This window comes from Streptomyces sp. NPDC046939, from assembly GCF_040644575.1.
Classification (GTDB): Bacteria; Actinomycetota; Actinomycetes; order Streptomycetales; family Streptomycetaceae; genus Streptomyces.
Map to the genome: position 1 here is coordinate 23,826 of NZ_JBEYWV010000032.1, position 22,380 is coordinate 46,205.

General features: G+C 73.8%; 13 protein-coding genes. 3 read left to right on the forward strand and 10 right to left on the reverse strand.

What is annotated here, in order from left to right:
* Positions 1-20: 20 nt before the first annotated feature.
* A complete protein-coding gene (locus ABZ877_RS29915; protein ID WP_361077246.1) occupies positions 21-1,415 on the reverse strand; it encodes a hypothetical protein in 1,395 nt (464 codons plus the stop codon).
* Positions 1,402-4,308: a peroxidase family protein gene (locus tag ABZ877_RS29920; protein ID WP_361077249.1), complete on the reverse strand. Its 2,907-nt coding sequence runs from the start codon at positions 4,306-4,308 to the stop codon at positions 1,402-1,404. The genes ABZ877_RS29915 and ABZ877_RS29920 overlap by 14 nt, the downstream gene beginning before the upstream one ends.
* 333 nt (positions 4,309-4,641) lie before the next feature.
* On the opposite strand from ABZ877_RS29920, the gene ABZ877_RS29925 reads away from it, so the two are divergent.
* The gene (locus tag ABZ877_RS29925; protein WP_361077252.1) at positions 4,642-5,898 is read left to right on the forward strand and encodes a hypothetical protein; all 1,257 of its coding nucleotides are present in this window, start codon (positions 4,642-4,644) and stop codon (positions 5,896-5,898) included.
* 22 nt (positions 5,899-5,920) lie between these two features.
* Here ABZ877_RS29925 and ABZ877_RS29930 read toward each other — a convergent pair whose 3' ends face one another.
* From ABZ877_RS29930 to ABZ877_RS29965, 8 genes are all read right to left on the reverse strand, one after another.
* Entirely contained in the window at positions 5,921-7,915 is a 1,995-nt protein-coding gene (locus ABZ877_RS29930; RefSeq protein WP_361077254.1) for a metallophosphoesterase, read from the reverse strand.
* Positions 7,916-7,958: 43 nt separating this feature from the next.
* Positions 7,959-12,095, reverse strand: a complete 4,137-nt coding sequence (locus ABZ877_RS29935) for an FtsK/SpoIIIE domain-containing protein (RefSeq protein ID WP_361077257.1) — start codon at positions 12,093-12,095, stop codon at positions 7,959-7,961.
* 41 nt (positions 12,096-12,136) lie between these two features.
* A complete protein-coding gene (locus tag ABZ877_RS29940) occupies positions 12,137-12,808 on the reverse strand; it encodes an SLATT domain-containing protein (RefSeq protein WP_361077450.1) in 672 nt (223 codons plus the stop codon).
* A gap of 100 nt (positions 12,809-12,908) precedes the next feature.
* Complete coding sequence (locus ABZ877_RS29945) at positions 12,909-15,716, reverse strand: NHLP bacteriocin export ABC transporter permease/ATPase subunit (protein ID WP_361077260.1); 2,808 nt, start codon at positions 15,714-15,716, stop codon at positions 12,909-12,911.
* Between the two features lies 1 nt (position 15,717).
* The gene (locus tag ABZ877_RS29950) at positions 15,718-17,949 is read right to left on the reverse strand and encodes an NHLP family bacteriocin export ABC transporter peptidase/permease/ATPase subunit (RefSeq protein ID WP_361077263.1); all 2,232 of its coding nucleotides are present in this window, start codon (positions 17,947-17,949) and stop codon (positions 15,718-15,720) included.
* Entirely contained in the window at positions 17,946-18,746 is an 801-nt protein-coding gene (locus tag ABZ877_RS29955) for a DUF2118 domain-containing protein (RefSeq protein ID WP_361077266.1), read from the reverse strand. Before ABZ877_RS29955 ends, ABZ877_RS29950 begins: the two co-directional genes overlap by 4 nt.
* A gap of 155 nt (positions 18,747-18,901) precedes the next feature.
* Positions 18,902-19,129, reverse strand: a complete 228-nt coding sequence (locus tag ABZ877_RS29960) for a type A2 lantipeptide (RefSeq protein ID WP_361077269.1) — start codon at positions 19,127-19,129, stop codon at positions 18,902-18,904.
* Positions 19,130-19,413: 284 nt separating this feature from the next.
* Positions 19,414-20,145, reverse strand: coding sequence for a DUF1275 family protein (locus ABZ877_RS29965; protein ID WP_361077272.1), 732 nt, complete (start codon positions 20,143-20,145; stop codon positions 19,414-19,416).
* Positions 20,146-20,262: 117 nt separating this feature from the next.
* On the opposite strand from ABZ877_RS29965, the gene ABZ877_RS29970 reads away from it, so the two are divergent.
* On the forward strand, positions 20,263-21,183 hold the full coding sequence (locus ABZ877_RS29970) for an LLM class F420-dependent oxidoreductase (RefSeq protein ID WP_361077275.1): 921 nt from the start codon (positions 20,263-20,265) through the stop codon (positions 21,181-21,183).
* A 180-nt stretch (positions 21,184-21,363) separates the two neighbouring features.
* Positions 21,364-22,380 carry a LacI family DNA-binding transcriptional regulator gene (locus ABZ877_RS29975; RefSeq protein WP_361077278.1) on the forward strand — a complete coding sequence of 339 codons (1,017 nt, stop codon included), beginning with the start codon at positions 21,364-21,366 and terminating at the stop codon, positions 22,378-22,380.

Here is a 22,380-nt window from a genome sequence, read left to right on the forward strand (position 1 = left end):
GGGTGACTCCCGGACCCCTCTCAACTCATCGGTTCGCCGTCCCAGAGCGTGTCGTGCGCCCGGTGCGCGTCGGTGAGCCCGCCCGTGAAGAAGCGCTCGTAGTACTCGCCCTCCACGTGGTGCGCCTGGAGCCAGATCCCGGGCACGTGGATGGCGTCCGTGTGCGCGGGGAAGCGGCGGTGCGTGGCGAGGATGTACGTACAGACGTCGCGGGCGCAGTCGATGACCCGCTCGTCGTACTCGCTGGCCTCGGCGAGGTAGCGCTGGCCGTAGTCCTCCTTGTAGATGCGGGTGAAGACGTCCTTGTCGGCGTAGGTGCCGCCGGTGCCGAACTTCGACTCGACGACGGCGTCCACCGCGTCCGACATCGAGGCGTGGGCGGGCGGGCAGGCGGCCGCGATCAGCGGCTCGCCGGTCGCCGAGTCGGTCAGGCCGACCGGGTGGGAGCGCAGTGTGGCGTACTTGGGCAGCGGGACGTGCCAGCGCCACAGGTCCGCGAGGCGCCAGCGCGGCGTGACGAACGTGAAGCCGAGCATCCGGCCGTACACCTTGCTGAACTTCGGGTCGCCAAGCGCGATCTGCGGGTTGAGCGAGGCGTGGATCCAGGCGCCGAGGCCCATCGCCTCCGCCGTCAGCATCACCGTCTGCAGGAGGAGGTCCGCCTCGATCTGGGTGCGCATCGGGCCGAGCGCGCCGAGCGGCAGCTTGAGGTCCTTGTTCAGGAACCCGTTCTCCGTCCATTTCTTCACGCCCGCCGGACGGTAGAGGTTCCGGTCGTCGACGAAGGTGGGCCGCGCCCCGTCCGGCTGTGTGAGCAGGTACATCAGCGCGTTGATGTACTGGTGGGAGAGGTCGACGACCGGGAAGAGGACGGTGGTGCCCGGCAGGTTGGACAGGAAGCGGTTCGAGTCCAGGTAGGCCGGGAAGTCGCGCAGGCCCTCGGCCACGTCGAGGCGGTGGTCGAGGATCTTCACCTTCGCCTGCCGGGCGCGCTCGATGAGCGTCGGCGCGTCGAACGGCTCCCGTGGCGCCGGGTCCAGCTTGCGCAGGAAGTACGTACCGCTGTCGTTGATGAGGAAGAAGTGCGTGCCCTGCGCGTTGTCGGGGCTGCCCGCCGTGCGGCCCGTCATGGTCAGGTTCGGCTTGGCCATGATGGGCTTGCCGTCGCGCGGGTCCTCGAACGGGCGGTCCGGCATGGTCAGCCCGGTGGAGCCGGTGACCGCGATCAGCACCGCCTCCTCCAGCTCGGTCAGCGGCTGCGCCTCGTGCGGCGACTGGTAGCTCATCGACCCGGCGGGCACCGACGCGCCCCGGGAGACCCGGTGGGTGCGGCGCCGCCAGACCGTCTGGAGGAACGGGCGGGCGAGGAGGTCGTCCAGGCCCCGGCTGCCCGTGTCGCCGTCAACCGACGTCATCGGAGCCTCCGTCGTGCCCGTTGTCCCCGGCGATCGGCGCGACCGGCCGCCACGGTGCGAACGCGCTGGCCTCGCGCGGCATCAGGGACGCAAGCTCCGGGCAGTGCCGCAGCACGACGGACTTCATGCCGCCCTTCTCCACCCAGTCGATACCGAGCGGCGTGTAGATCTCGGGGCGGTAGTCGACGGTGAGGAACCGGTCGCTCTGCAGCCGCCGCGTCGCCATCAGGATGAAGATCCGGAACGCGGTGTCGGAGAAGCCGAAGCCGGTCGGCGGGTTCTCCGCGAACAGGCCGACGACCGTGTCGATCTCGTCGACCGTCCGGTACACCTCCTTGAGGCGGGCGAGGGTCTCCGGCTCGCGGGTCAGGTCCTCGAAGCGGCGGATGCGCTCCTTGTGCAGGCCGGCCCGGAAGTCGTTGTAGCGCGGCACGCCACGCCTGCGGGTGCGCACCAGGTCGACCACCGACAGGTCGATGATCTCGCCCTCGCGCTGGAACTGCTGGAGCGCCTTCGGGTAGTTGTGCAGCGTGATCGCGCCCGGGTGCGCGATGCCGAAGGAGTACAGCGTGTTCGCGAGGCCCGTCTTGCGGATCTGGCTCTCGGCCGCCGCGCCCTGGATGTCGTGGAAGCCGACGGTCTCCAGACGCTGCCCGAAGTGGAACTCGCGCAGCTCGTAGTCGTCGGGGATCAGCGGGTGCATCCGGTAGACGGTCACGAAGTCCTCGGTGAGCGAGTACGGCGCGCCGTGGTGGTCGGGGAGCGTCTTCGGGATGCCGGTGAGGGAGTGCGCCTCCAGGAGCCACAGACCGAGCTGGTTCAGCCAGTTCCTCGGCGGGCCCTCCCAGTTGGTGCGCAGGCCGATGTCGATGGCCTTCGTCGCGAGGATCGCCGGGGTCCACTCCACCGTGTGGATCTTCGCGATGAGCGCGGAGACGACGAGCCGGGCCGTGTGGTAGATCCGGTCCTCGCTCATCGACGGGTACTCGGCGCGCAGCGCGTCGCAGACCGCGTTGTGCTCGCGGGCGAACAGCGTGTGCATGGCGCTGAGCCCCATCCACCAGTTGTCCTTGAACCCGGTGAGCGGGATGCCGCCGCGGTCGATCGGCAGGTGCCCGGCGTCGAGCAGCAGCTTCGCGCCGCCGTCCGGCTCCCGCAGCTGCCGGGCCGTCGCCTCGTCGCCGCCGTACACCTCGGACCCGTCCCACCAGTGCGAGGCGGTGTTGCCGAAGAGGATGGGCGGCTGGTCGCCGGGCACCTCGATGCCCTCGTTGTCGGCGAACCGCATCACGCTCTCCTGCGGCCCGCCCGGCGTGTTGGTCCACGTGCCCCCGCCCGGCGGCAGCGGCACCTCGACCACCTTGCCGCCCTCCGGGTAGCGCCGGTGGTTGACCCAGTCGTGGACCTGGAACTGGATCCAGGCCGCCGCGAGGACGTTGAGCGACGTCGCCGGCACGAAGCTCTCCCGGGTCAGGAGCTGACGGCTGACGGTCACCGGGTTCGGGGTGTCGAAGAGGTCGGGCCGGTACTGCGGCTTCAGGTTCCGGCCGAACGCCGCGCCGACCGCGCCCATCTTCGGCGCGGACAGATCGTTGTACGTCCCGTCGTACGAGCGTGAGGTGCGCAGCCGCTCGTCGACGGGGACCGGCACGGGCACGGCCTTCGGCGGCGCCTCGGGCACGTCCGTGTCGATGAGGTTCAGACGGCGAAGCACCTTGCGCAGGAAGACGAGGTTGAGCAGGCTCGCGTCGACCGGCAGCCGGTGCCAGGGCACGACCCGGTTCAGAGCGCGGAAGAACGCGCCGACCGGCACGTCGAGGACCCGGTTCCTGACCGGCTCCGTCGTGGTGAAGCGGATGTCGTGCCGCTGCGCGCTGCTGGCCTGGTAGGCGGCCTTGCGCGCCCGGTTGATGTTGCCGAGCGGGCGGAAGGCGTCCGTCGTGTACCACGGGTTGAACGACAGCTCCTCGACCCGGCGCGCCGCCGAACCGGCCTCGGCCGTCGTGAGGTCCTGGCGCGGGATCGTCAGCCTGGCCACCACGATCGGCGGCGTGATCGCGTCCTCCCACTCGACGGCGGCGTCCTCGACGGGCGTGCGCCGCTCGTCGACGTACCGCTGCACGCACAGGTCGAAGGCGACGTCGTCCCGGGACAGGCGCCGCGCCAGCTCCTTGTGGAGGAAGTCCGGGTCGCCGCGGTCCGGGTGCGGCGCGCCGGTGCCGGTCGCGGCGGGCCGGAACAGATAGCGGACCGGGCCCGCCTCCGCCCACAGCAGCGCGCCCCGGCTCCAGTACGTCTCGCGCGCCAGGCTGGTGACCTTCTGCCGGGTCGCCGCCTGGACGTTGCGCCGCATCCGGTTCGCCGTGGACAGGCCCACCGCGAGCGGCAACTTCACGAACAGGCCGAACGCCTTCTGCAACGGGGTGCGCGCGCCCGCCATCGCCTTGGCGAACGCCACGAACTCGCGGGCGTTGCTCGCGTGCGAGACGGGGAAGCTCGTCGCCATCAGGTCGTGGCTCTCGTCGCCCGTCACCTGGACGCGCACGGCGATCCCGTGCAGGTCGGGCGAGCCGTCGGGGCCGCGCATGCCGCTGGCGTTGGAGAGCCGCACCGTCGCCGGATAGTCGGCGCCGGGCTGGGCGAAGCCGCCGCGCAGCGCGGCCGGGAGGTCGTCGGTGAACCGCAGGCGGGCGTTCTCCACACCGAGCACGGCCTTCGCGTGGAAGGCCCGCTCGTGGCGGGGGGCGCCACTGGCCCGCCGGTTCGCGACCTGCACCTCCATGATCTCGCGGGCGAGGCGTTCGAAGACGAGGCGCTCGGCCTCGGGGCTGCCGCCCTCGTACCGCTCGTACTGTGCCGACTCGTACGGTGTGTGGCGTTCGGTCTCGGCCATGGGTTGCCGTCCCTGTCGTGTGCGGTGCGTCGCGTCGGGAGGTCGTGCCTGGAGGAGGAAGGAGCCAGTGACGCTATCGGCGCCGTGACATGGACCGCAGCGCCGCTTCCCGCCATGGTTCGGCACCCGCCCCGAGCACGAACTCCCGTACGTATGCGGCGATTTGGGCATGTCAGCGGCGACCGGCCCGGCACGCCCCGCCAGGACCGCGCACCGTCCGCCGCGCGCTCCCCTTCCGCCCCACCCGACCGCCCCGGCGGTGGCCGGTCAGCGACGCCTTGACGGCGTGTCGCGCCGGTGGTGTGCTCGGCAGCCCGTCCAGGGAGGCCCTTCATGCGGGACATCACCGAGCACGGAACCACCTTCGCCGAACTGCGCCCCTTCAAGGAACCGACCTTCGTCGAACCGGGCCGGGCGACCTTCCCCGTCTACCCCGACCTGCCGGCACGGCTCCTCGACGACAAGGGGCACCCCGACCCGGACGGCGTCCTTCCGCACGCCTTCGCGACGCTGTCCGCGTACGCCTACGCCGGGTTCGACCAGGGCGCCGACCCCCGTACCGTCGCCCTGATGGCGACCCGGCTCGGCCTGGAGGAGAACCGCTGCCGCGTCTTCGTCCAGCGCGTCGACGCCCTCTACATCTCCTCGGCCGCCTATCTGATCCAGGACAAGGACCGCCGCGTCGCGATCCTTTGCTACCGGGGCACCCAGCCCGAGGACATCATCAGCATCCTCACCGACGCCGACGTGCACCCCGACACGCTCCGCGTCGACCTCGGCGGTGTGCGCCACCCCGTGCACGCGGGCTTCTACCGCAACATGCGCGCCACCCGCTACCTCGTCCTCGAAGCCCTCGACCGGGCCGTGCGCGGCGAGTCCGTCGACCCGCGCGAGGACGGCACGCGGGGCGGCGGCCTCGAAGCGCTCTACATCACCGGGCACAGCCTCGGCGCGGCCATGGCGGCACTGATGGCGGTCACCCTTGTCCACGAACCGCGCTACGCCCACATCGCCCGCTGTCTGCGCGCCGTCTACACCTTCGGCCAGCCCATGCTCGGCGGCCCGGAGCTGGCCCGCGCCTGCGAGAGCGCCACCGACAGCAACGGCACCCACCTGCTGCGCGACCGGCTCCTGCGCTACATCCACGACCGCGACGTCGTGCCCGCCCTGCCGCCGCGCCCCGTCGGCCCGTACGCCCCGTTCGGCCGCGAGTTCCACTACCGCAGGCCCCGTACGGGCGTCGACGCCGTCTTCTCGGCGGCGGCCGACGCGGCGGCCGAGGCCGTCTCGCTCCCCGGCGACCTGCTCGCCGGCCTCAGCCCCGTGCACCGGCTGCGGCGGCTCGCGGCGGCCCCGCGCCGGGTCCAGGAGCACGGCTGGGTCGAGCGGCGCGACCCGGCGCCGCCCTATCCGCAGATGGACAGCCTCGCGGGGCTCGCGGTCGTCGCGCCGCTGGCGTTCTTCGCGGCGCGGCTCGCGCTGACCCGCACCCTGCCGTTCAAGTACTCCTTCGAGGACCACGGCCCCGGGCGGTACGTGAACGCGCTGGCCCCGGAAGGGGTGCTCAGCGAGTTCGGGGACGTGCGCTGACCTGTGTTTCCCTCGCGGGGGCTCAGTCCCGGCACAGCTCCGAGAGCGGGAGTTCGGCCGGGGCGCCCGGCCGGAACGCGATCGCCCGGTCCGGCACCCACTGGCCGCCCGCGAGGCGGACCGTGCGCACGGCGAGCGTGTGGGCGTCGCCCTCGCGGGCCACGAACACCTCGTTGTAGCCGTTGTGCTCGTCCGTCTCGCGGCTGCCGAGCGCGGGCGCCCCGGCGATCCGCGTCGTCCACTCCTGCTCGCCGCCGAGCAGCCGCTCGGCGGCGAGGAACCCCAGGTGCGTGTGGCCGTGCAGGACCAGGGACGTCTCGGCGGCGGCCAGCGCCCGCTTGGCCTGGCCCGCGTTGACGACGCCCGAGTACGGGGCGATCTCCACGGCGGGCACCGGGGAGAGCGGGTGGTGCAGGGCGGCGAGCGTGGTCCAGCCCCGGTCGGGGGCGAGCCGGTCGAGGACGGCACGCGAGACGACCCCGGGGTCGATCCGCTCGAAGTCCAGTATCAGCGAGGCGAGTTCGCTCTCGTCGAGCGCGGTGGCGAACTCCTCCTGCGCCGTCTCCAGCTTGCCGCGGTCCTCGTCGCGGGCCGCCTCGCCGCCCGACTCCGCCGAGCCGAGCAGCGCGATCCGCAGCCCCGCCTCCGGGTAGCGCACGTACAGGCGCCTGCGGTCGTGGCGGGGCTCGTGCAGATCGGGGTGGGGGAACTCGGCGAAGGTCCGCGCGAACCACTCGTGCCGCGCGCCGGGCCGCGGATCGAGGGTCAGGTCCCAGGACACGTCGTGGTTGCCGCCGACGAGCAGGATCCGCGGATCGTCCCGGCGCAGGTCCGGATGGTCCGCGAGGCTCTTGCCCGCCTTGCGCAGCCAGTTGAGCGCGACCGTGCCGAACGCGTCGTGCGGCCGGTTGACGAGATCGCCGGTGACGACCAGGAGGTGCGGGGCGCGGCCGAGCTCACCGAGGCGGCGCAGATGCTCCAGGTAGCTGTCCATCGGTGACCCGGCGCCCGCGAGATCGGCCAGCCTGCGGCCCGCCTCGGTGACGTCCTTGGCGTCGACGTTGGAGCGCAGGCTGCCGCCGTGGTGCAGATCCGACACATGGTGGATGCGGAGCACCTCGGGCAGGTGGCGGGCGAGGACGGGGTCGGCGGCCGGGTCGGCGGCGCCGGGGCGCGGCTGCTCGGCCCTGATCTCGCTCCGGCCCTCCGGCTCCGTCACCGTCAGGCCCGAGCCGCGCCAGCGGTGGGCGCGAAGCAGCGCACGGCCCGCCGCCGAGGTGCCGTCGTGGAACCACTGGTCGATGTAGGCGTGCTGCTCCACGGCCGCCTCGCAGGCCGCCCGGTCGAGCGCTTCGGCGTCCGTCCGCAGCTCCGGCTCCAACTCGGCCAAGTACAGCGCGAGTTCGAGAAGGAACGGGGTCTGGAGCCAGCCGGGGAAGGAGTCACGGAGCAGCTCCACCACGCCGGGCGCCCACTCCGGGGCACGCCCCGCCATCCGCGCGCACTCCTCGGCCGACAGCACGGGCGGCCGTACGACGTCCTTGGGATGGTCGGCGCCCAGATACGGTCCCAGCAGCTCGTGCTCGGCCGGGGTCGCGAGGACGACGGGGACGATGCCCGCCTCCCGCACCTGGGCCAGCCCGGCGGCGAGCACGGCCGGGTCGACGCCCCGGCCGCCCGGCGCCGACAGGGCGGGCTCGTCGACGAACAGCACCGTGCCCGGGGCGCGCGCCGGCGTCGAGCGGCGGCCGATGAGACAGCCGAGGCCGGCCCTGCGGACCGCCGCCTCGCCGGAGCGCAGGTCGATGCGGCGCGCCCCGCCCGGCGCCGCGCCCGCCCGCTCGGCGGCCTGCGCCAGCCAGCTCTTCCCGGCCCGCCGCGCCATGACGGCCACCCACGCGGTGCTGTTGGGCTGGCGGCCCTCCACCAGCGGGCGCGCCCACGCCGGGACGGCGCCGTCGGCGAAGCGGATGTCGAGGTCGTGGCGGTAGGCCTGGCTGGGCCAGAAGTCGCTCATGGGCGTCATTCCCGGGGAGACGTGGTGGGGGCGGGTGCGCGGGTCACGGCCGCGACTCCTCGTCGCGCAGCGAGCTCTCGCTGTGGCCGATCCAGTCGAGGAACGGGCGGTCGGCCAGCCACCGGTTGTTGTGGCGCAACAGGCCGACCTCGCGCAGGTCGTTGCGCTGGGCGCGGGACGGGTCGACCGGGACGGCGCCGGGGTCGGCGAGGAGCGCGGCGCGCCCGGCGGGGCCGATCTCCTCCCAGCGCGCCCGGAAGTGGTGGTCCCACTCAACGATGAGGCGCTGCTCGACGAGGTCGGCGAGGGCCCGGTCGTCGGTGAGCGGACGGACCTCGTTGTCCTGCGCGGCGCGGACCAGGGCGTCGCCGACGACCTGGAGGTAGAACGGCCAGGTGCCGACGAGGTCGAGGACGGCCTGCCCGGTGCGGTCGGGGGCGATGTTCACGCCGAGGTTCTCGGCGGTGCCGGTGAGGAACTTCAGGGCGGCCTGGTCGTCGAGGGGGCCGAGGACGCGCGCGTTGACGTCGTTGCCGAAGCTGGAGCCCGGCGCGGTGAGCGCCCAGCGCACCACCCGGTGCCAGTCCTTCTGGGTGCCGGTGTAGACGAACCAGGCCCCGGCCTGCCCGAGGTCGCGCAGCCAGGAGACGACACCGGGGTCGTAGTTGACGAGCCGGCCGATCTCGTCGAGGAGGAACGCCATCCGGTCGGAGCCCGAGCGGCGGCCCACCTTGTTGATGAGCCGCTGGGCGGCGCCCGGCCCCGAGAGCCTGCGGTCGAGGAGGTGGGCCAGGGCGTCCGGGGTGTCGACCTGACCGCTGGAGGGCAGCACCAGGATCGGCTGGACGGCGGTGGCGCCGTCCGCGCGCAGCCGCCGCCACAGCTCCTCGAGGACCCAGGTCTTGCCCGCCCGGCGCGGACCGAGCAGGGCGACGGAGGCGCCGGTGGCGTGCCGGTCGCGCAGCCAGGCCAGCTCCGCCTCCCGGCCCACGGGGCGGCCCTTGCCGGTGCCGACGTGGAACTGGTCGGCCACCAGCGGCAGGTCCTCGATGCGGAACGGGCGCTGGCTGCCCTGGAGTTCGGGGTCGCGGGCGCGCGCCTCGGCCGCGTACCGGGCGAGCGCGTCGGTCTGGCCCTGGCGCGTCGTGGGCCCCGGCAGCGTCGCGATCTGCAGCAGCCGCCCGCTCTCCGCGCTGAGCGCCCGCCCGGCGGGCTGCACCTCGGGGAAGCGGCGCCGGGGGAGCCCCACGTTGGCGTACCAGTCGGGGGCGGGCAGCCGCAGGACGAGGAGCCGCTCGGTCAGCGAGACCAGGCGCCGCGTGCTGAGGATCTGGGCGCCGCCCGCGAGGACCGTGCACACGCCGACCTGCGGGCCGCTGCGCAGCACGGCGTACAGGTCGTCGACGGCGCCGCCGCCGTCGGTGGAGCCCATGCTGGTCAGGAACTCCTCCCAGCCGTCGAGGAGGACGAGGAGGTAGTGCATCCGGCGCGGCCCGGCGACGGACTGGCGCTGGGCGCCGATGTCGGCGAACCCGCCGTGCGAAAGCAGCTCCTGACGCCGGCGCACGGTGGCGGTGAGCATGCCGAGCAGCCGCACCATGTGGTCGGGGCGGCCCAGGTGCACGACCGTGCCGCAGTGCGGGAGTTCGGTGAGCGCCTGGAGCGCGCCGTCGCCGCAGTCGATGCCGTACACGTGGATGTCTGCGGTGCTGTGCTGGCGGGCGACCGCCGCCGCGAGGGTGCGCAGGAACTGGGAGCGGCCGGTGCGGGGCGCGCCGACGATCCGCAGGTTGCCGTCGCGCGCGAGGTCGAGGATGGCCGGGCGCTGCGTCTGCTCCTCCGGCGCGTCCTCCAGGCCGAAGGCGAGCGGCGCGAGACCCGGGCCGACGCGCAGGGGCGGCTGGATGTCGGTGAGCGGCAGGACCTCCTTCAGGGGCGGCGGCAGCGGTGTCGGCGGCGGTTCGACGGCGAGCAGCTCCGTCGCCTCGCACAGGGCGTCCACGAGCAGCGCGAGGTCCGTCGTGCCGACCGAGTCCGGTTCGGCCCGCACGGTCAGCGGGTGGCGCGGCTGGGACCCGTAGGGCGTGATCTCCCGTACGACGACGGCCTCGCGGCCCGCGGGCCGGTGCAGGCCGCCGACGCGGGCCGTCTGTACGAGCAGCGGGTCGAAGGTGCCGGTCCTGATCAGGGCGACCCCGGGCGAGGACGCGCTCAGCTGGGCGGCGTCCGGCGCGTCGATGACGTCCATGCTCTCGCCCGCGTCGAGCAGGCGCAGCGCGACCCGCAGATTGGTCAGGGCCCGGATCTCCGCGCTGACCACGCCCGAGGGCCGCTGGGTGGCGCAGACCAGATGGATGCCGAGGGAGCGGCCGCGCCGGGCGATGTCGATCAGCCCGGACAGGAAGTCGGCGTCCTCGCGGGCGAGCGAGGCGAACTCGTCCATGACGATGACGAGCCGGGGCAGCGGCGGTGGTGCGGGCTCCGGGCCCTCCCCGCCCCGGTCGCGCAGGTCCGCGTACTCGTGGATGTCCTTCACCCGCGCCTCGAACAACCGGCGTTCACGGCGGCGCAGTTCGGCGCCGAGCCCGTCGAGGACGCGGTCGCCGAGGCCCGGCCCCACGTCGTTGACGACGGCCACCGTGTGCGGGAGGCGGGCCAGGTCGCCGAAGGCGGAGCCGCCCTTGTGGTCGACGAGCATGAACGTCATCTCGTCCGGCCGGTTCGCCACCGCGAGGGAGGCGACCCACGTGCGCAGGAACTCCGTCTTGCCGGACCCGGTGGTGCCCGCGACCAAGGCGTGCGGCCCGTCCCGCAGCAGGTCGAGCGCGACGGGGGTCGGCGTGGACCGCCCGATCAGCGCCTCCGTGCCGCGCGGCGACGCCTCCCAGCGCGCCACGATCTCGTGCGGGTCGGGCGTGCCGAGGCCGAGCAGGTCCAGGAGGCGGTGCGGGCGCGGGCGCAGATCGTCGGCGGAGGCGTCGCGCAGCGGGGCGACGGCACGCGCCGTCCGGTCGAGCCAGTCGTCGGAGACGGTGTCGGCGATGCCCGTCAGCTCGGTGCCGCCCCCTGAGTACAGGGTGAAGGCGGTGGAGCCGGGGGAGTGCGGCGGAAGCTGTTCGGCCTCGACGACCGCCGCGCACTGCTGCGGCAGCGACCGCACGTCCGGCGCCAGGCAGACGGTGAGGATCCCGGCGGCCGGCCCCTCGCGCAGCAGTTGCGACACCCCGGGCAGCGAGATGAGGGGCCGGGCCCCGTCGAGGACGAGCACCAGGCTGCGGCGGCTGCCGTCGGTCGGCGGCAGCGGCCTGCTCTGCCGCTCGCGCAGCGTCGTCAGCGCCTCGGAGACCTGCCGCAGGTGCCCGGCGTAGTCGGTGCTGATCCGCGGCCGGCTCTCCCCGTCGTACGAGCGCAGGCACGGCAGCCAGCGGGCGAACCGCCAGTCGGCCGCCCCGGGGGGCGTCGTGAACACCCGCACCCCCACGTCGGCCGGGCTGTGCAACAGCGCCACCTGCGCGATCAGCCACGCCCCGATGCGCCGGGTCACGGGGGTGGGTCCGGCGACGCCGAGGATGCCCGCGGCCGGCAGGTCGACGAGCACGGGGACCGGGTACGCCCCGACGTCGTCGACGCCGATGCGCAGGCGCAGGTGGTCGCTGTCGGTGACGCGGCGCTCCCACAGGCGGGCCGTCTCGCCGTAGGCCCCGGCGAGGATGTCGGCTGGCCCCGGGGCCAGGTACGCGGCCTGGGCCCGGAGCTGTTCGCGGGCGCGCCGCGCGGCGCGGCGGAGCCGGAACCGGCCCTGTCCGCCCGCCTCGGCCGGTGGTGGCCCGGCCGGGAACACCCGGGGCGGCCTGCGGAACATGAGGGTGCCGTCGGCGCCCGCGGTGAGCAGCTCCTGCGGCAGGGACGTGAAGTCGGGCCCGGCCGCGTCCGGCGGCGCGGGCGGCCGGTGCAGCCAGAGCGTGCAGCCGTCGCGCAGCGGCGACTCATCAAGGGGCGCGTCGAGCGGCACGTCCCGCGCGTCCTGCGCGCCGCGCAGCGCCAGATGTGTCACCTCCGGCAGCCCGCACAGATGGCCGAGCGCCTCCGCGACGGCCCGGACCGGGGTGTCCCCGGCGGCCGTCACCGCCACGTCCCGCTGTACGCCGTCCGGCGCCACCACCGTGAAGATCCGGCCCATGCCCACCGCCCCCGTCTCCCGCGTCCCCGTGCCCCGAAGCCTCAGCGCGGCGCGGGCGCCGGCCCGGGGACCGCCGTCTGCTCCCTCAACTGCTGCTCGCTCGCCGCGAACTCGGTCAGCCAGCCCGCCGTCTCGCCCTCGATCTGGCTGTGCACCGCCGACACCAGAGCGGTGATCAGGTCCATGCGCCGCTCAAGACCCTCCTCGGTGATGCCGTCCGCCGCGGGCCCCGCCCGCAGCTCCTCGCGCGACCACGCCAGCCGGAACTCGCTCAGCTTCGTGCGCAGCGCCTGTGCCGCCGCCATGTCCCGCATCCACGCGGCCGAGAGCCCGAAGAAGTGGTCGAAGCCCTTGCACCCCGCGGCCAGCGCGAGGAGCACGTACCCGAGCGCCTGCGGCGGGCCCTGGTCGAGGGAGCCCGCGAGGGGGACGGCCGTCCCCGCGATGGCGAGGAGGATCGTGAGGCCCCGGATGAAGCGGGAGCCGCGCCGCTTCAGACGCCGGTCGCGCAGGTACCAGTCGACGGCGTCCTCGGCCTCCCGCTCGGCCCAGGCGCGGATCGCCAGGAGCGCCTCGCGCCGGGCCTGCGGCGTGCCGCCCGTCACCGCCGGGAAGGGGCGGCTGCGCAGATCCCGCTTCCGGCCCGCGCGCCCGTCACCCGCCCGGTCCACGCCGTCACCCGCCGTGTCACCGCTGATCCCCCGACGCAGCATCAACACCACCCGAACGTAAGCGAGTTCACTCATAGTGAGCGTAACCGTTCGGAGTGCTCCCTGTCCCGGCTCTTGCACGCACGCCGTGCGCGCGAACTCCTCACGCGAGCTGGCGCCGCACCAGCTCGTGCAGCCGCCCGCCCGTGTCCGCGAGCAGCTCGGCGGGCGTGCCCTGCTGCACGACGCGCCCCGCCGACATGACGATCACCCGGTCGGCGTCGAGGACCGTGGACAGGCGGTGCGCGATGACGACGCGGGTGGCGCGCAGGGCGCGCGTGCTGTCGATGACGATGCGCTGGGTCTCGTTGTCGAGCGCGCTCGTCGCCTCGTCGAGGAAGAGCAGGCGCGGGCGGCGGATCAGCGCCTGCGCGATCATCAGCCGCTGGCGCTGTCCGCCGGAGATCGCGCCGCCGCCCGCGATCATCGTGTGCAGCCCCATCGGCATCCGCTTGATGTCCTCGGCGAGCCCCGCCCTCTCCGCCGCCGCCATCGCCTCCTCCGGCGTGAACGACTCGGCGCCGCAGATGCAGTCGAGGATCGAGCCGGTCAGCGGCTGCGCGTTCTGCAGGACGACGCCGCACTGGCGCCGCACCGCCGCCTGGTCGAGCGCGGCGAGGTCCTGGCCGTCGTACAGCACGCTGCCCGACGTGGGCGCGTCGAAGCCGATGAGCAGGCGGAGCAGGGTCGACTTGCCGCAGCCGCTCTCGCCGACGACGGCGACGAACTCGCCGGGCCGGATCGCGAGCGACACGCCGTCCAGGACGAGCGGCCCGTCGTCGGTGTAGCGGAAGGAGAGGTCGCGGGCCTCCAGGGCGCCGGTCAGCTCGCCGGGCTGGGTCGCGCTGCCGCGCACCTCGGGCTCCGCGTCGAGGACCGGCTTGATCTGCTCGTACATGGGCAGCACGGCGGCGGCCGAGATGAGCGCCCCGGTCAACTGGGTCACGGAGGTCAGCAGCATCGTCACCGCGGTGTTGAAGGTGAGGAAGGCCGCCGCCGACATGCTGCCCCGCGCGGGGCCCGCGAGCAGCATGAACATCACCAGGGAGCACAGCGGCAGGTAGACGGCGTTGAGGACCGTCGTCGCGTTCTTGACGCGGCCCGCGCGCCGGTGCAGCTCGCGGCTGCGCGCGAACTCCTTCGCCCAGGCCGCGTACGCGAAGCTCTCCGCCCCGGCGACTCGCAGCTTGGGCAGTCCGCGCAAGGTCTGGTAGGCGCGGTTGTTGAGCTTGTTGCCGAGTTCCACGAGCCGCCGCTGCCACCGCAGCTCCCACAGTCCGAGGGTGAGGAAGACGGCGGCGACGACCACGAGCATGCCGAGCGCCGCGAGCGCGAGCGGCACGCTGTAGAGGAGGAGCAGGACGAGGTTCATCGCGCCGATCGTCACCGACTGCACGGCGACCGGGCCGACCCCGGACAGGAGCCGGCGGATGGCGCTGATGCCCATGGCCGCGCTTGCCAGTTCACCGGTGGAGCGGGACGCGAAGAAGCGCGTGGGCAGTCGCAACAGCCGGTCCCAGACGGCCGGTTGCAGCACGCTCTCCACCCGCCCCTCGACGCGGAGCACGGTCACGTTCTGGAGCAGCATGAAGACGGCGGACACGAGGCTGGTGACGACGACCGCCAAGGACACCTGTGTGATGAGACCGGTCTGCGCGTGGGGCACGTACGAGCCGAGGATGTGGCCCGTCGCCACCGGCACGAGCGCGCCGAGCCCCACCGTCACCAGGCCCGCCAGAAGCAGCCTGCGCACGTCGGAGGCGGCGGCGCGCAGGCTGAACCGGGCCAGGCGCCAAGGCGTCAGCCTCCCCTCGGGCAGCGGCCGGTACAGCATCACGGCCCGCTCCTCGAAGTCCTCGGCGGTGCCTTCGTCGATCCGGGTGCGCCGCTCACCGGACGCGTGCACGGCCTCGTAGCCGCCGCGCCGCCACAGCAGGGCGACGGGCGCCCCGGACGCGGCCCGGAAGCCGACGAGCGGCCCCATGTCCTCGCGCCACCAGGCCCCGGCGAGCCGCACCGGCCGGGTCCGGATGCGGGAGGCGACCGCGATCTGCTCGACCGGGTCGATCCGGTCGCTGACCGCGCCGCCGCGGCCCGGTTCCGCGAGCCGGATCCCGGCCGCGTCCGCCACGATCCTGCACGCCGCGTACGTCGCGTCGACGCCGCCCCGCGTCCCGCGCTCGCGCCGCCCGCGCGTACCGATCGAGGCGAGCAGCGTGCGGTCGGCCTGCTCGCGGACGGCCTCGCCCGCGCGGATCCCGGCCGCCGCCCGGTCCTCGTGCGCGCTCTCCAGGCGCTCGATCCACCGGTCGAGCATGGCGAGGAGCCGGTACTGCTGGTCGACCATCCGCTGCCACAGCGCGCCGTCCATCAGCAGATCGGCGGCGGCGTCGGCGGCGTACGCGGAGCCGTACCGCACGCTGCCCGGCGCGAGCTGCGGCCAGAGCACGTCGTCGTCGCCCCGGACCTCGTCGCCGGTCGTGCGGCCGTCGAGCGGCGCCTCGAACAGCACCCGCTGCCCGCGCCCGACACCGAGCGCGAACGCCTCTTCGAGCAGGCTCCACGCCATGTCGTACGTGCCGTCGTGCGCGGCCGGGGCGTACGGCAGCTCGCGCAACGCGATCCGGCGCACGGCACACCCGGCGAGGGGCCGCCCGACCAGCGTGTGCTGCGTGCCCTCGACCGGGCCGAGCAGCAGCGTGCCCGGCTCCAGGCGGCCCAGGAAGTGCCAGTGCCCCTGCGCGTGGGCGTCCACGGCGAACAGGTCGAGCGCGCCCTCCACGACGAGCCAGAGGACCTGCGGCCCCTCCAGCGGCAGGCTGCGCAGGCCCGCGCAGTCGACCGGGGTGCCGAGCCCGCCGAACGCGGCGACCACCTGGTCCGAGGTGAACTCGGTCGCGGCATGGGTCATGTCAGTGCTCCCTCACCAGCTCGGCGTAGGGCCCGCCCGCCCGCACCAGATGCTCGTGGCGGCCCCGTTCGACGACCTGGCCGTGGTCGAGGACCACGATCTCGTCGCTGTCGCGCACGGTGCTCAGGCGGTGCGCGATGACGACGCAGGCGCAGCCGCGCCGCCGGATGTTGTCCATCACCAGCTGCTCCGTCTCGGCATCCAGCGCGCTCGTCACCTCGTCCAGGACGAGGATGCTGGGCCGCCGCACGAGCGCCCGCGCGATCTCAAGGCGCTGGCGCTGGCCGCCGGAGAAGTTGCGGCCGTCCTGCTCGACACGGCTGTGCAAGCCGCCGGGCCGCCGCGCCACCACGTCGTACAGGCACGCGTCACGCAGCGCGTCGGCGACCGCCTCGTCGGGGATCGACGGGTCCCACAGCGCCACGTTGTCCCGCACGGTCCCCTCGAAGAGGAAGACGTCCTGGTCGACGAAGGAGACGGAGGCGGCGAGCGCGCCGCGCGGGATGTCGTCCAGGCGCCGGCCGTCGATCCGGATGACGCCCTCCCAGGGCGTGTAGAGACCGGAGATCAGCCGCGAGACGGTCGACTTGCCGCTGCCGGACCCGCCGACGAGCGCCACCTGCTGACCCGGGCCCACCGTCAGCGAGAACCCGGACAGGAGCGGCGCGTCGAGCGGGCTGTACCCAAAAGTGATGTTGTCCAGCTCGACATGGCCCTTGAGACGGCGCGTGCTCTGTACGGCCTCCGGGCGTGCGTACAGGCTGTCGGCGGGGAAGTTCTCCACGTCCTTCAACCGGGCCACGTCGGCGGCGAAGTCCTGGATGCGGCCCGCGACCCCGTTGAGCCGGGTGATCGGCGCGGTGAACCGGGCGACGAGCGCCTGGAAGGCGACGAGCAGACCGACGGACAGATGCCCCTCGACCGCCCGCAGACCACCGATCCACAGGATCAGCGCACTGTTGAGGGTCGCGAGCGTCGGCGCGACGATCCCGAGCCACGCACTCGGCACCCCGAGCCGCTGCTGCTCCTCCAGCGTCGTCGCGTGCTGCCCGGCCCACCGCCGGAAGAACCCGTCCTCGCCGCCGGTCGCCTTCATCGTCTCGATGAGCTGGAGGCCGGTGTACGAGGTGTTGGTCAGCCGCGCCGAGTCCGCCCGCAGCTTCTGCGTACGGGTCGCGCGCAGCCGTACGACGATCCGCATCGCCACCACGTTGAGCAGCGCGATGCCGACGCCGACGAGCGTGAGCTGCGGGTCGTAGCTCCACAGCAGCGCCGCGTACAGGAGCACCACGACGCCGTCGACCCCGGCGGCGGTCAGGTCGCGGGCCAGGGTCTCGGCGACGGCGTCGTTGGACTGGAGCCGCTGCACGAGGTCGGCCGGGGAGCGCTGCGCGAAGAACGTGACGGGCAGGCGCAGCAGGTGGCGGAAGAAGCGGGCGCTGCTCAGCGTGGAGGAGATGATGCGGCCGCGCAGGAGGTTCGCCTGTTGCAGCCAGGTCAGGACACCGGTCAGGGCGACCATCGCCGCCATCGACGCGAACAGCGCGCCAAGGAGCGAGGTCTGGTCACCGATCAGGAACAGGTCGATGTACGTCTTGCTGAGCGCGGGCACCGCCGCGCCGACCGCCACCAGGAGCAGGCTCGCGAGGAGGGCGGCGAGCATGGTGCCGGTGGTGCCGCGCAGGCGCCCGGGGAGCGCCTTGAGCACACCGGGCCGACGGCCACCCGTACGGAAGCCGTCACCCGGCTCCATCACGAGGACGACGCCCGTGAAGCTGGTGTCGAAGTCCTCCATGGCGACGAAGCGGCGGCCCTTGTCGGGGTCGTTGATGTGCACCCCGCGCCGTCCGAAGCGGCGGCCCATGCCGTCGTAGACGACGTAGTGGTTGAACTCCCAGAAGAGGATCGCGGGGCCCTGGACGCCGGCGAGGGCGGCCGGTTCCATCTGCATGCCCTTGGCCGTCATGCCGTAACCGCGCGCCGCCTTCAGCAGGTTGCTCGCGCGCGAGCCGTCCCGTGAGACACCGCACGCGATGCGCAGCTCCTCCAGCGGGACGTGGCGGCCGTGGTGGGCGAGGACCATGCCGAGCGCGGCGGCGCCGCACTCGACGGCCTCCATCTGGAGCACGGTCGGGGTGCGGACGGTCCTGCGGCGCTTGGGCGGCGGGGGAGCGGAGCGGGCGCGGCGCCGGTCGGGGCGGTGGCTCGCGGGCGGCAGCGAGGCGGTGCTCATGGCAGCAGCCAATCGATCGGGCGCTGCTCGGCGAGGTGCACGGCGCCGGAGACGAGGGTCATGGAGGTGAGCGGGTAGGGCGGCCCGTCCTGCGTGGACCAGGCGTAGCCGGACTTCGTGTGCGCGTCCTTGGTGAGCTGGACGAGCACCGGCACGCGGGCCCCGCCCTTCGTGAACTGGGCGGCCAGTTCGCCGTCGCCGAGGAAGTCGGTGACCTGGCGGCGCGTCTGGGCGGTGCGGCCGACCGCCTTCACCGTGCCGCGCAGCACGCCGTGGCTCCGGGCTGCGGGCACGGTCACGTCGACGGGGGCGTTCGCGGGCACGTTCGCCGCGCCGGTCGCGGGCACGTAGACCATGGCGAGCAGCGGATCGCGCGCGGAGGCGGTCCTCTCCAGGGTCGCGACGTCGGCGCCGGTGGTGACGACGGAGCCGATGCGGGCGACGAGCGCGGTGACGCGGCCCGCGTCGATGGCGCGCACCGCCCGGTTCCCCTGCTCCGTGCGGACCTTCAGCAGCGGCGCGTCCTTGCCGACCCGCTGCCCCTCCTTCACGTACACGCCCGTGACCTGCCCGGTGACGGGGGTCTGGAGGACGTAGCTGCCCTGCCCGTAGGTGAGGATGCCGTCCGCCTCCAGCGTCGAGTCCACCGAGCCGGTGACGGCCCACACGCAGGACGCGGTCATGACGACGAGGGTCACGGCGAGGGCGAGCACGCCCTGCGGCCGCGCGAGGCGCACCGGAAGGTCGAGCTGGTCCGGTGACTGCAGCTTGCTGAGGGCCTGTTGGCGGAACTGCACGCGATGTTTCCCTTACGTAGCTCAGCGCCGGTCGGGGCCGCCCTGTCGGCGCCCCGCGGCCCTGACGCGCCCGAAAGCCCCGGAACCGTGAGGTCCCGGGGCCTTGGAGCCGCCGCCCGTCAGGTGGCGGCGGCGTGATCCGTTGCGGATCCGGCTCAGAGGCCGGCGACCAGACCGGTGGCCAGACCCGTGGCGGCGTTGACGTTGACGCCGGTCAGGCCCTCGACCGTGCCGGTGACGCCCGCGACGACGCCCGAGACCGGGGCGATCGAGTCGACGGTGCCGGTCACGTTGGAGACGAGGCCGGTGACGAGGCCGCCGGAGACGTTGTCCAGCTCGGCGTCGGAGATCTCGAGGGTCTGGACCTGGGGGGTGTTGCTCATGAGGAGAGCCGCCCTTCTCAATGGGTGTGCGGGTATCGCGATAAACGCCGGAACGCACCACGGAATCGGTGGAGGCGAATCCGTGAGGTCCTGCGGTGCGGAGGATCAAAGCACGTCGACGCATCGCACAGCTAATCGGAACGTCCCCGGTAGGAGTGGATGTGCGAGGTCAATTACGGCCTCGTGCACGTCCATTCACGGGCCGATGTCATTCCCTTCACAACCTTCACCGGAGGAATTGTGAAAGGGATGGGGCCGCCTTCGGGAAAAGGGACACTCGCGCATCAATGGGTTTCCGTTTCCGGGGCGCGCGATGGATTTTTGTGTTTCCCCGTGACCGCCCTGCGCACTCGCTGTGCAGGTTTCTGGCACGCCACCGCCGCGGCCGCCAGGACGGCCGGTGGCACGAACCCCCACGACGGCGCACGCGCGTGCAGGGCCACCGCGCACACGGCCCCGCCGACGACCCCGAAGAGGCGCGCCGCGACCCACAGTTGCGCGCTCCCGCGCCGCGAGCCGTCCGCGAACCCGGTGACCAGCGTGGTGAGCGTCCCGGTGAAGTAGGTCGTGGGCGCGGCCCCGGCCGCGACCATCGCCGCCGACTGTCCGCCCATCGCGAGCGCGGCGACCAGCAGCAGGACGGTCCGCCCCACCCCGCCGGGGCGCCCCTCGCACACCCCGCCCGCCACCGCGACCCCCGCGAGCAGCACCGCCTGCGCCGCGAGACAGGCCACGACACGACTCGGCCACCCCTCCCGCCGCGCCGCGCCCCGGCACACGCGGGCGACGAGCGCCGCCCCGGCGACATAGCCCGCGAGCGCGTACAACGGCCCGGACACCCCTTCCCCGTACCCGGAGCCGCCCCCGGCCGCGTCCCCCACCGCCACGCCGAGCAGCACCAAATTCCCGGTCATCACCCCGGCGAAGACCGTGCCGAGCGCCGTGAAGGCGAGCGCGTCCACGGCACCGGACGCACCGGCGAGCAGGAGCAGGGAGAGCTGAGCACGCGTGTTCATACGGGGACGGTAGGGGCGCGCCGCCCCCGCCCCGGCCCACCGCGCCGCCGCCCCCCGAAACGAACTGTTCATACGGCTCGCGGAATCGGGGCGGCGGACGCGCTCGTTGTGCCAGTCATGACAGTGGGAGTGATCCTCAACACGACCAGTACCGACCTCCTCATCGACGACGCCGTGCAGCAGGCGCGCCAGGCCCGCGCCTCCGGCCTCACCTCCCTGTGGTTCGGGCAGACGCTCGGCTACGACGCCCCGACGCTCGCGGCGGTCATCGGCCGCGCCGTCCCCGACCTCCACCTCGGCACCTCCGCGCTCCCGGTCTTCGGCCGCCACCCGCTGCTCGTGGCGAGCCAGGCGCGGACGGTCCAGGCCGCCCTCGGCGGGCGCTACCACCTCGGCCTCGCCCTCGGCACGAAGCTGATCTCCGAGGGCGCCTTCGGCATCCCCTTCGAGCGGCCGGTGGGCCGGCTGCGCGAGTTCCTGACCGCCCTGCGGCAGTTGGTGCACACCGGGGAGGTGGACTTCGAGGGCGAGCACCTCACGGCGAGGACCTCGCTGCCCGCCTCCGTCCCGGGCGCCGAACCGCCCGTACCGCTGCTCGTCGCCGCGATGGGCCCGCAGGCGCTGCGGGTCAGCGGCCGGCTCGCCGACGGGATCCTGCCGTACCTCGCGGGCCCGCGCGCCCTGGAGGAGCACATCGTGCCCGAGGTGACCCGGGCCGCCGCCGAGGCGGGGCGTCCCACGCCGCGCATCGTCGCGTTCGTGCCCGGCGTCGTCACCGGCGACGCGGACGCGCTCCGCCCGCGCCTGTACGAGCAGCTCTCCTTCTACGCGCAGATCCCGTCCTACGCGCGCGTCGTGGAGCTGTCCGGCCACCGGCACCCCGGGGATCTCGCCGTCGTCGGCGACGAGAAGACCCTGACGGACGCGGTGCGCCGCTACCGCGACGCGGGCGCCACCGAGGTGGTCGTCAGCGGCACCGAGGCCGACGGCGCCGACGCCCGCGTCCGGACCTGGGAGGTCCTCGGCGAACTGGCCTGAGCGACCGGTCGTCCTCCGGTGGGGCGCCGGTGCGGAGCCACCGCTGTCGAAGCGCTTCGACTCCGTTCTGGACAGGTACCCGCCGCCGCCATAGGGTCGGTAGGCCGAACGCCCCACGGCCGCCCGTCCCGTCGGAGCGGTCCGCGCCGGCGCCCCCTCGTCACGGCTCAGGAGAACGACATGGTCACGCTCGCAGAGGTCGCCCGGCACGCCGGAGTCTCCGCCAGCACCGTGAGCTACGTCCTCAGCGGCAAGCGGTCCATCTCCGCCGCCACCCGTGAGCGCGTCGAGACCAGCGTCCGCCAGCTCGGCTACCACCCGAACGCCGGGGCGCGCGCCCTCGCCAGCAGCAAGTCGAACATCATCGCCCTGATGGTGCCGCTGCGCACCGACATGTACGTGCCGGTGATGATGGAGATCGCCATGGCCGTCGCCACCGCCGCCCGCGCCCACGGCTACGACATCCTGCTGCTCACCGGCGAGGAGGGCGCCCAGGCGGTGCGCCGCATCGAGGGCAGCGCCCTCGCCGACGCCATGATCGTCATGGATGTCGAGCTGGACGACGAGCGGCTTCCGCTCCTGCGCTCCGCGCCCCGCCCCGCCGTCCTCATCGGCCTGCCCTCCGACACCACCGGACTGAGCTGCGTCGACCTCGACTTCGCCGCCGCCGGGGCGGTCTGCGCCCAGCACCTGGCCGACCTCGGCCACCGCGAGATCGCCGTCATCGGCGAGGCCGCCGCCGTCTACGAGCGGCGCACCGGCTTCGCGGAGCGGACCCTGACCGGCCTGCGCGAGCGCAGCCGCGAACTGGGCCTGCGCCTGCTGCACCGCCCGTGCGAGGGCTCGTACGCGGCCGTGTCGGCGACGCTCTCCCGCGTCTTCGACGAGCGCCCGAACACCACCGCCTTCGTCGTGCAGAACGAGGCGGCCACCGACCCGCTGCTCGCGCTCCTGCGCCAGTCCGGCCGCGCCGTGCCCGAGGACGTGTCGGTCGTCGCGGTCTGCCCCGAACAGGTCGCCGCCCACGCCTCGGTGCCGCTCACCGCGGTCGCCGTGCCCGCGCAGGAGATGGGTCGGCGCGCGGTCGAGCAGGTCATCGCCCGCATCGAGGGGCGCGGTTCGGACGAGGAGGTCGTGCTCCTGGAGCCGGAGCTGACCCTGCGCGAGAGCGCGGCCCAGGCCCCCGTGGGGAGCTGA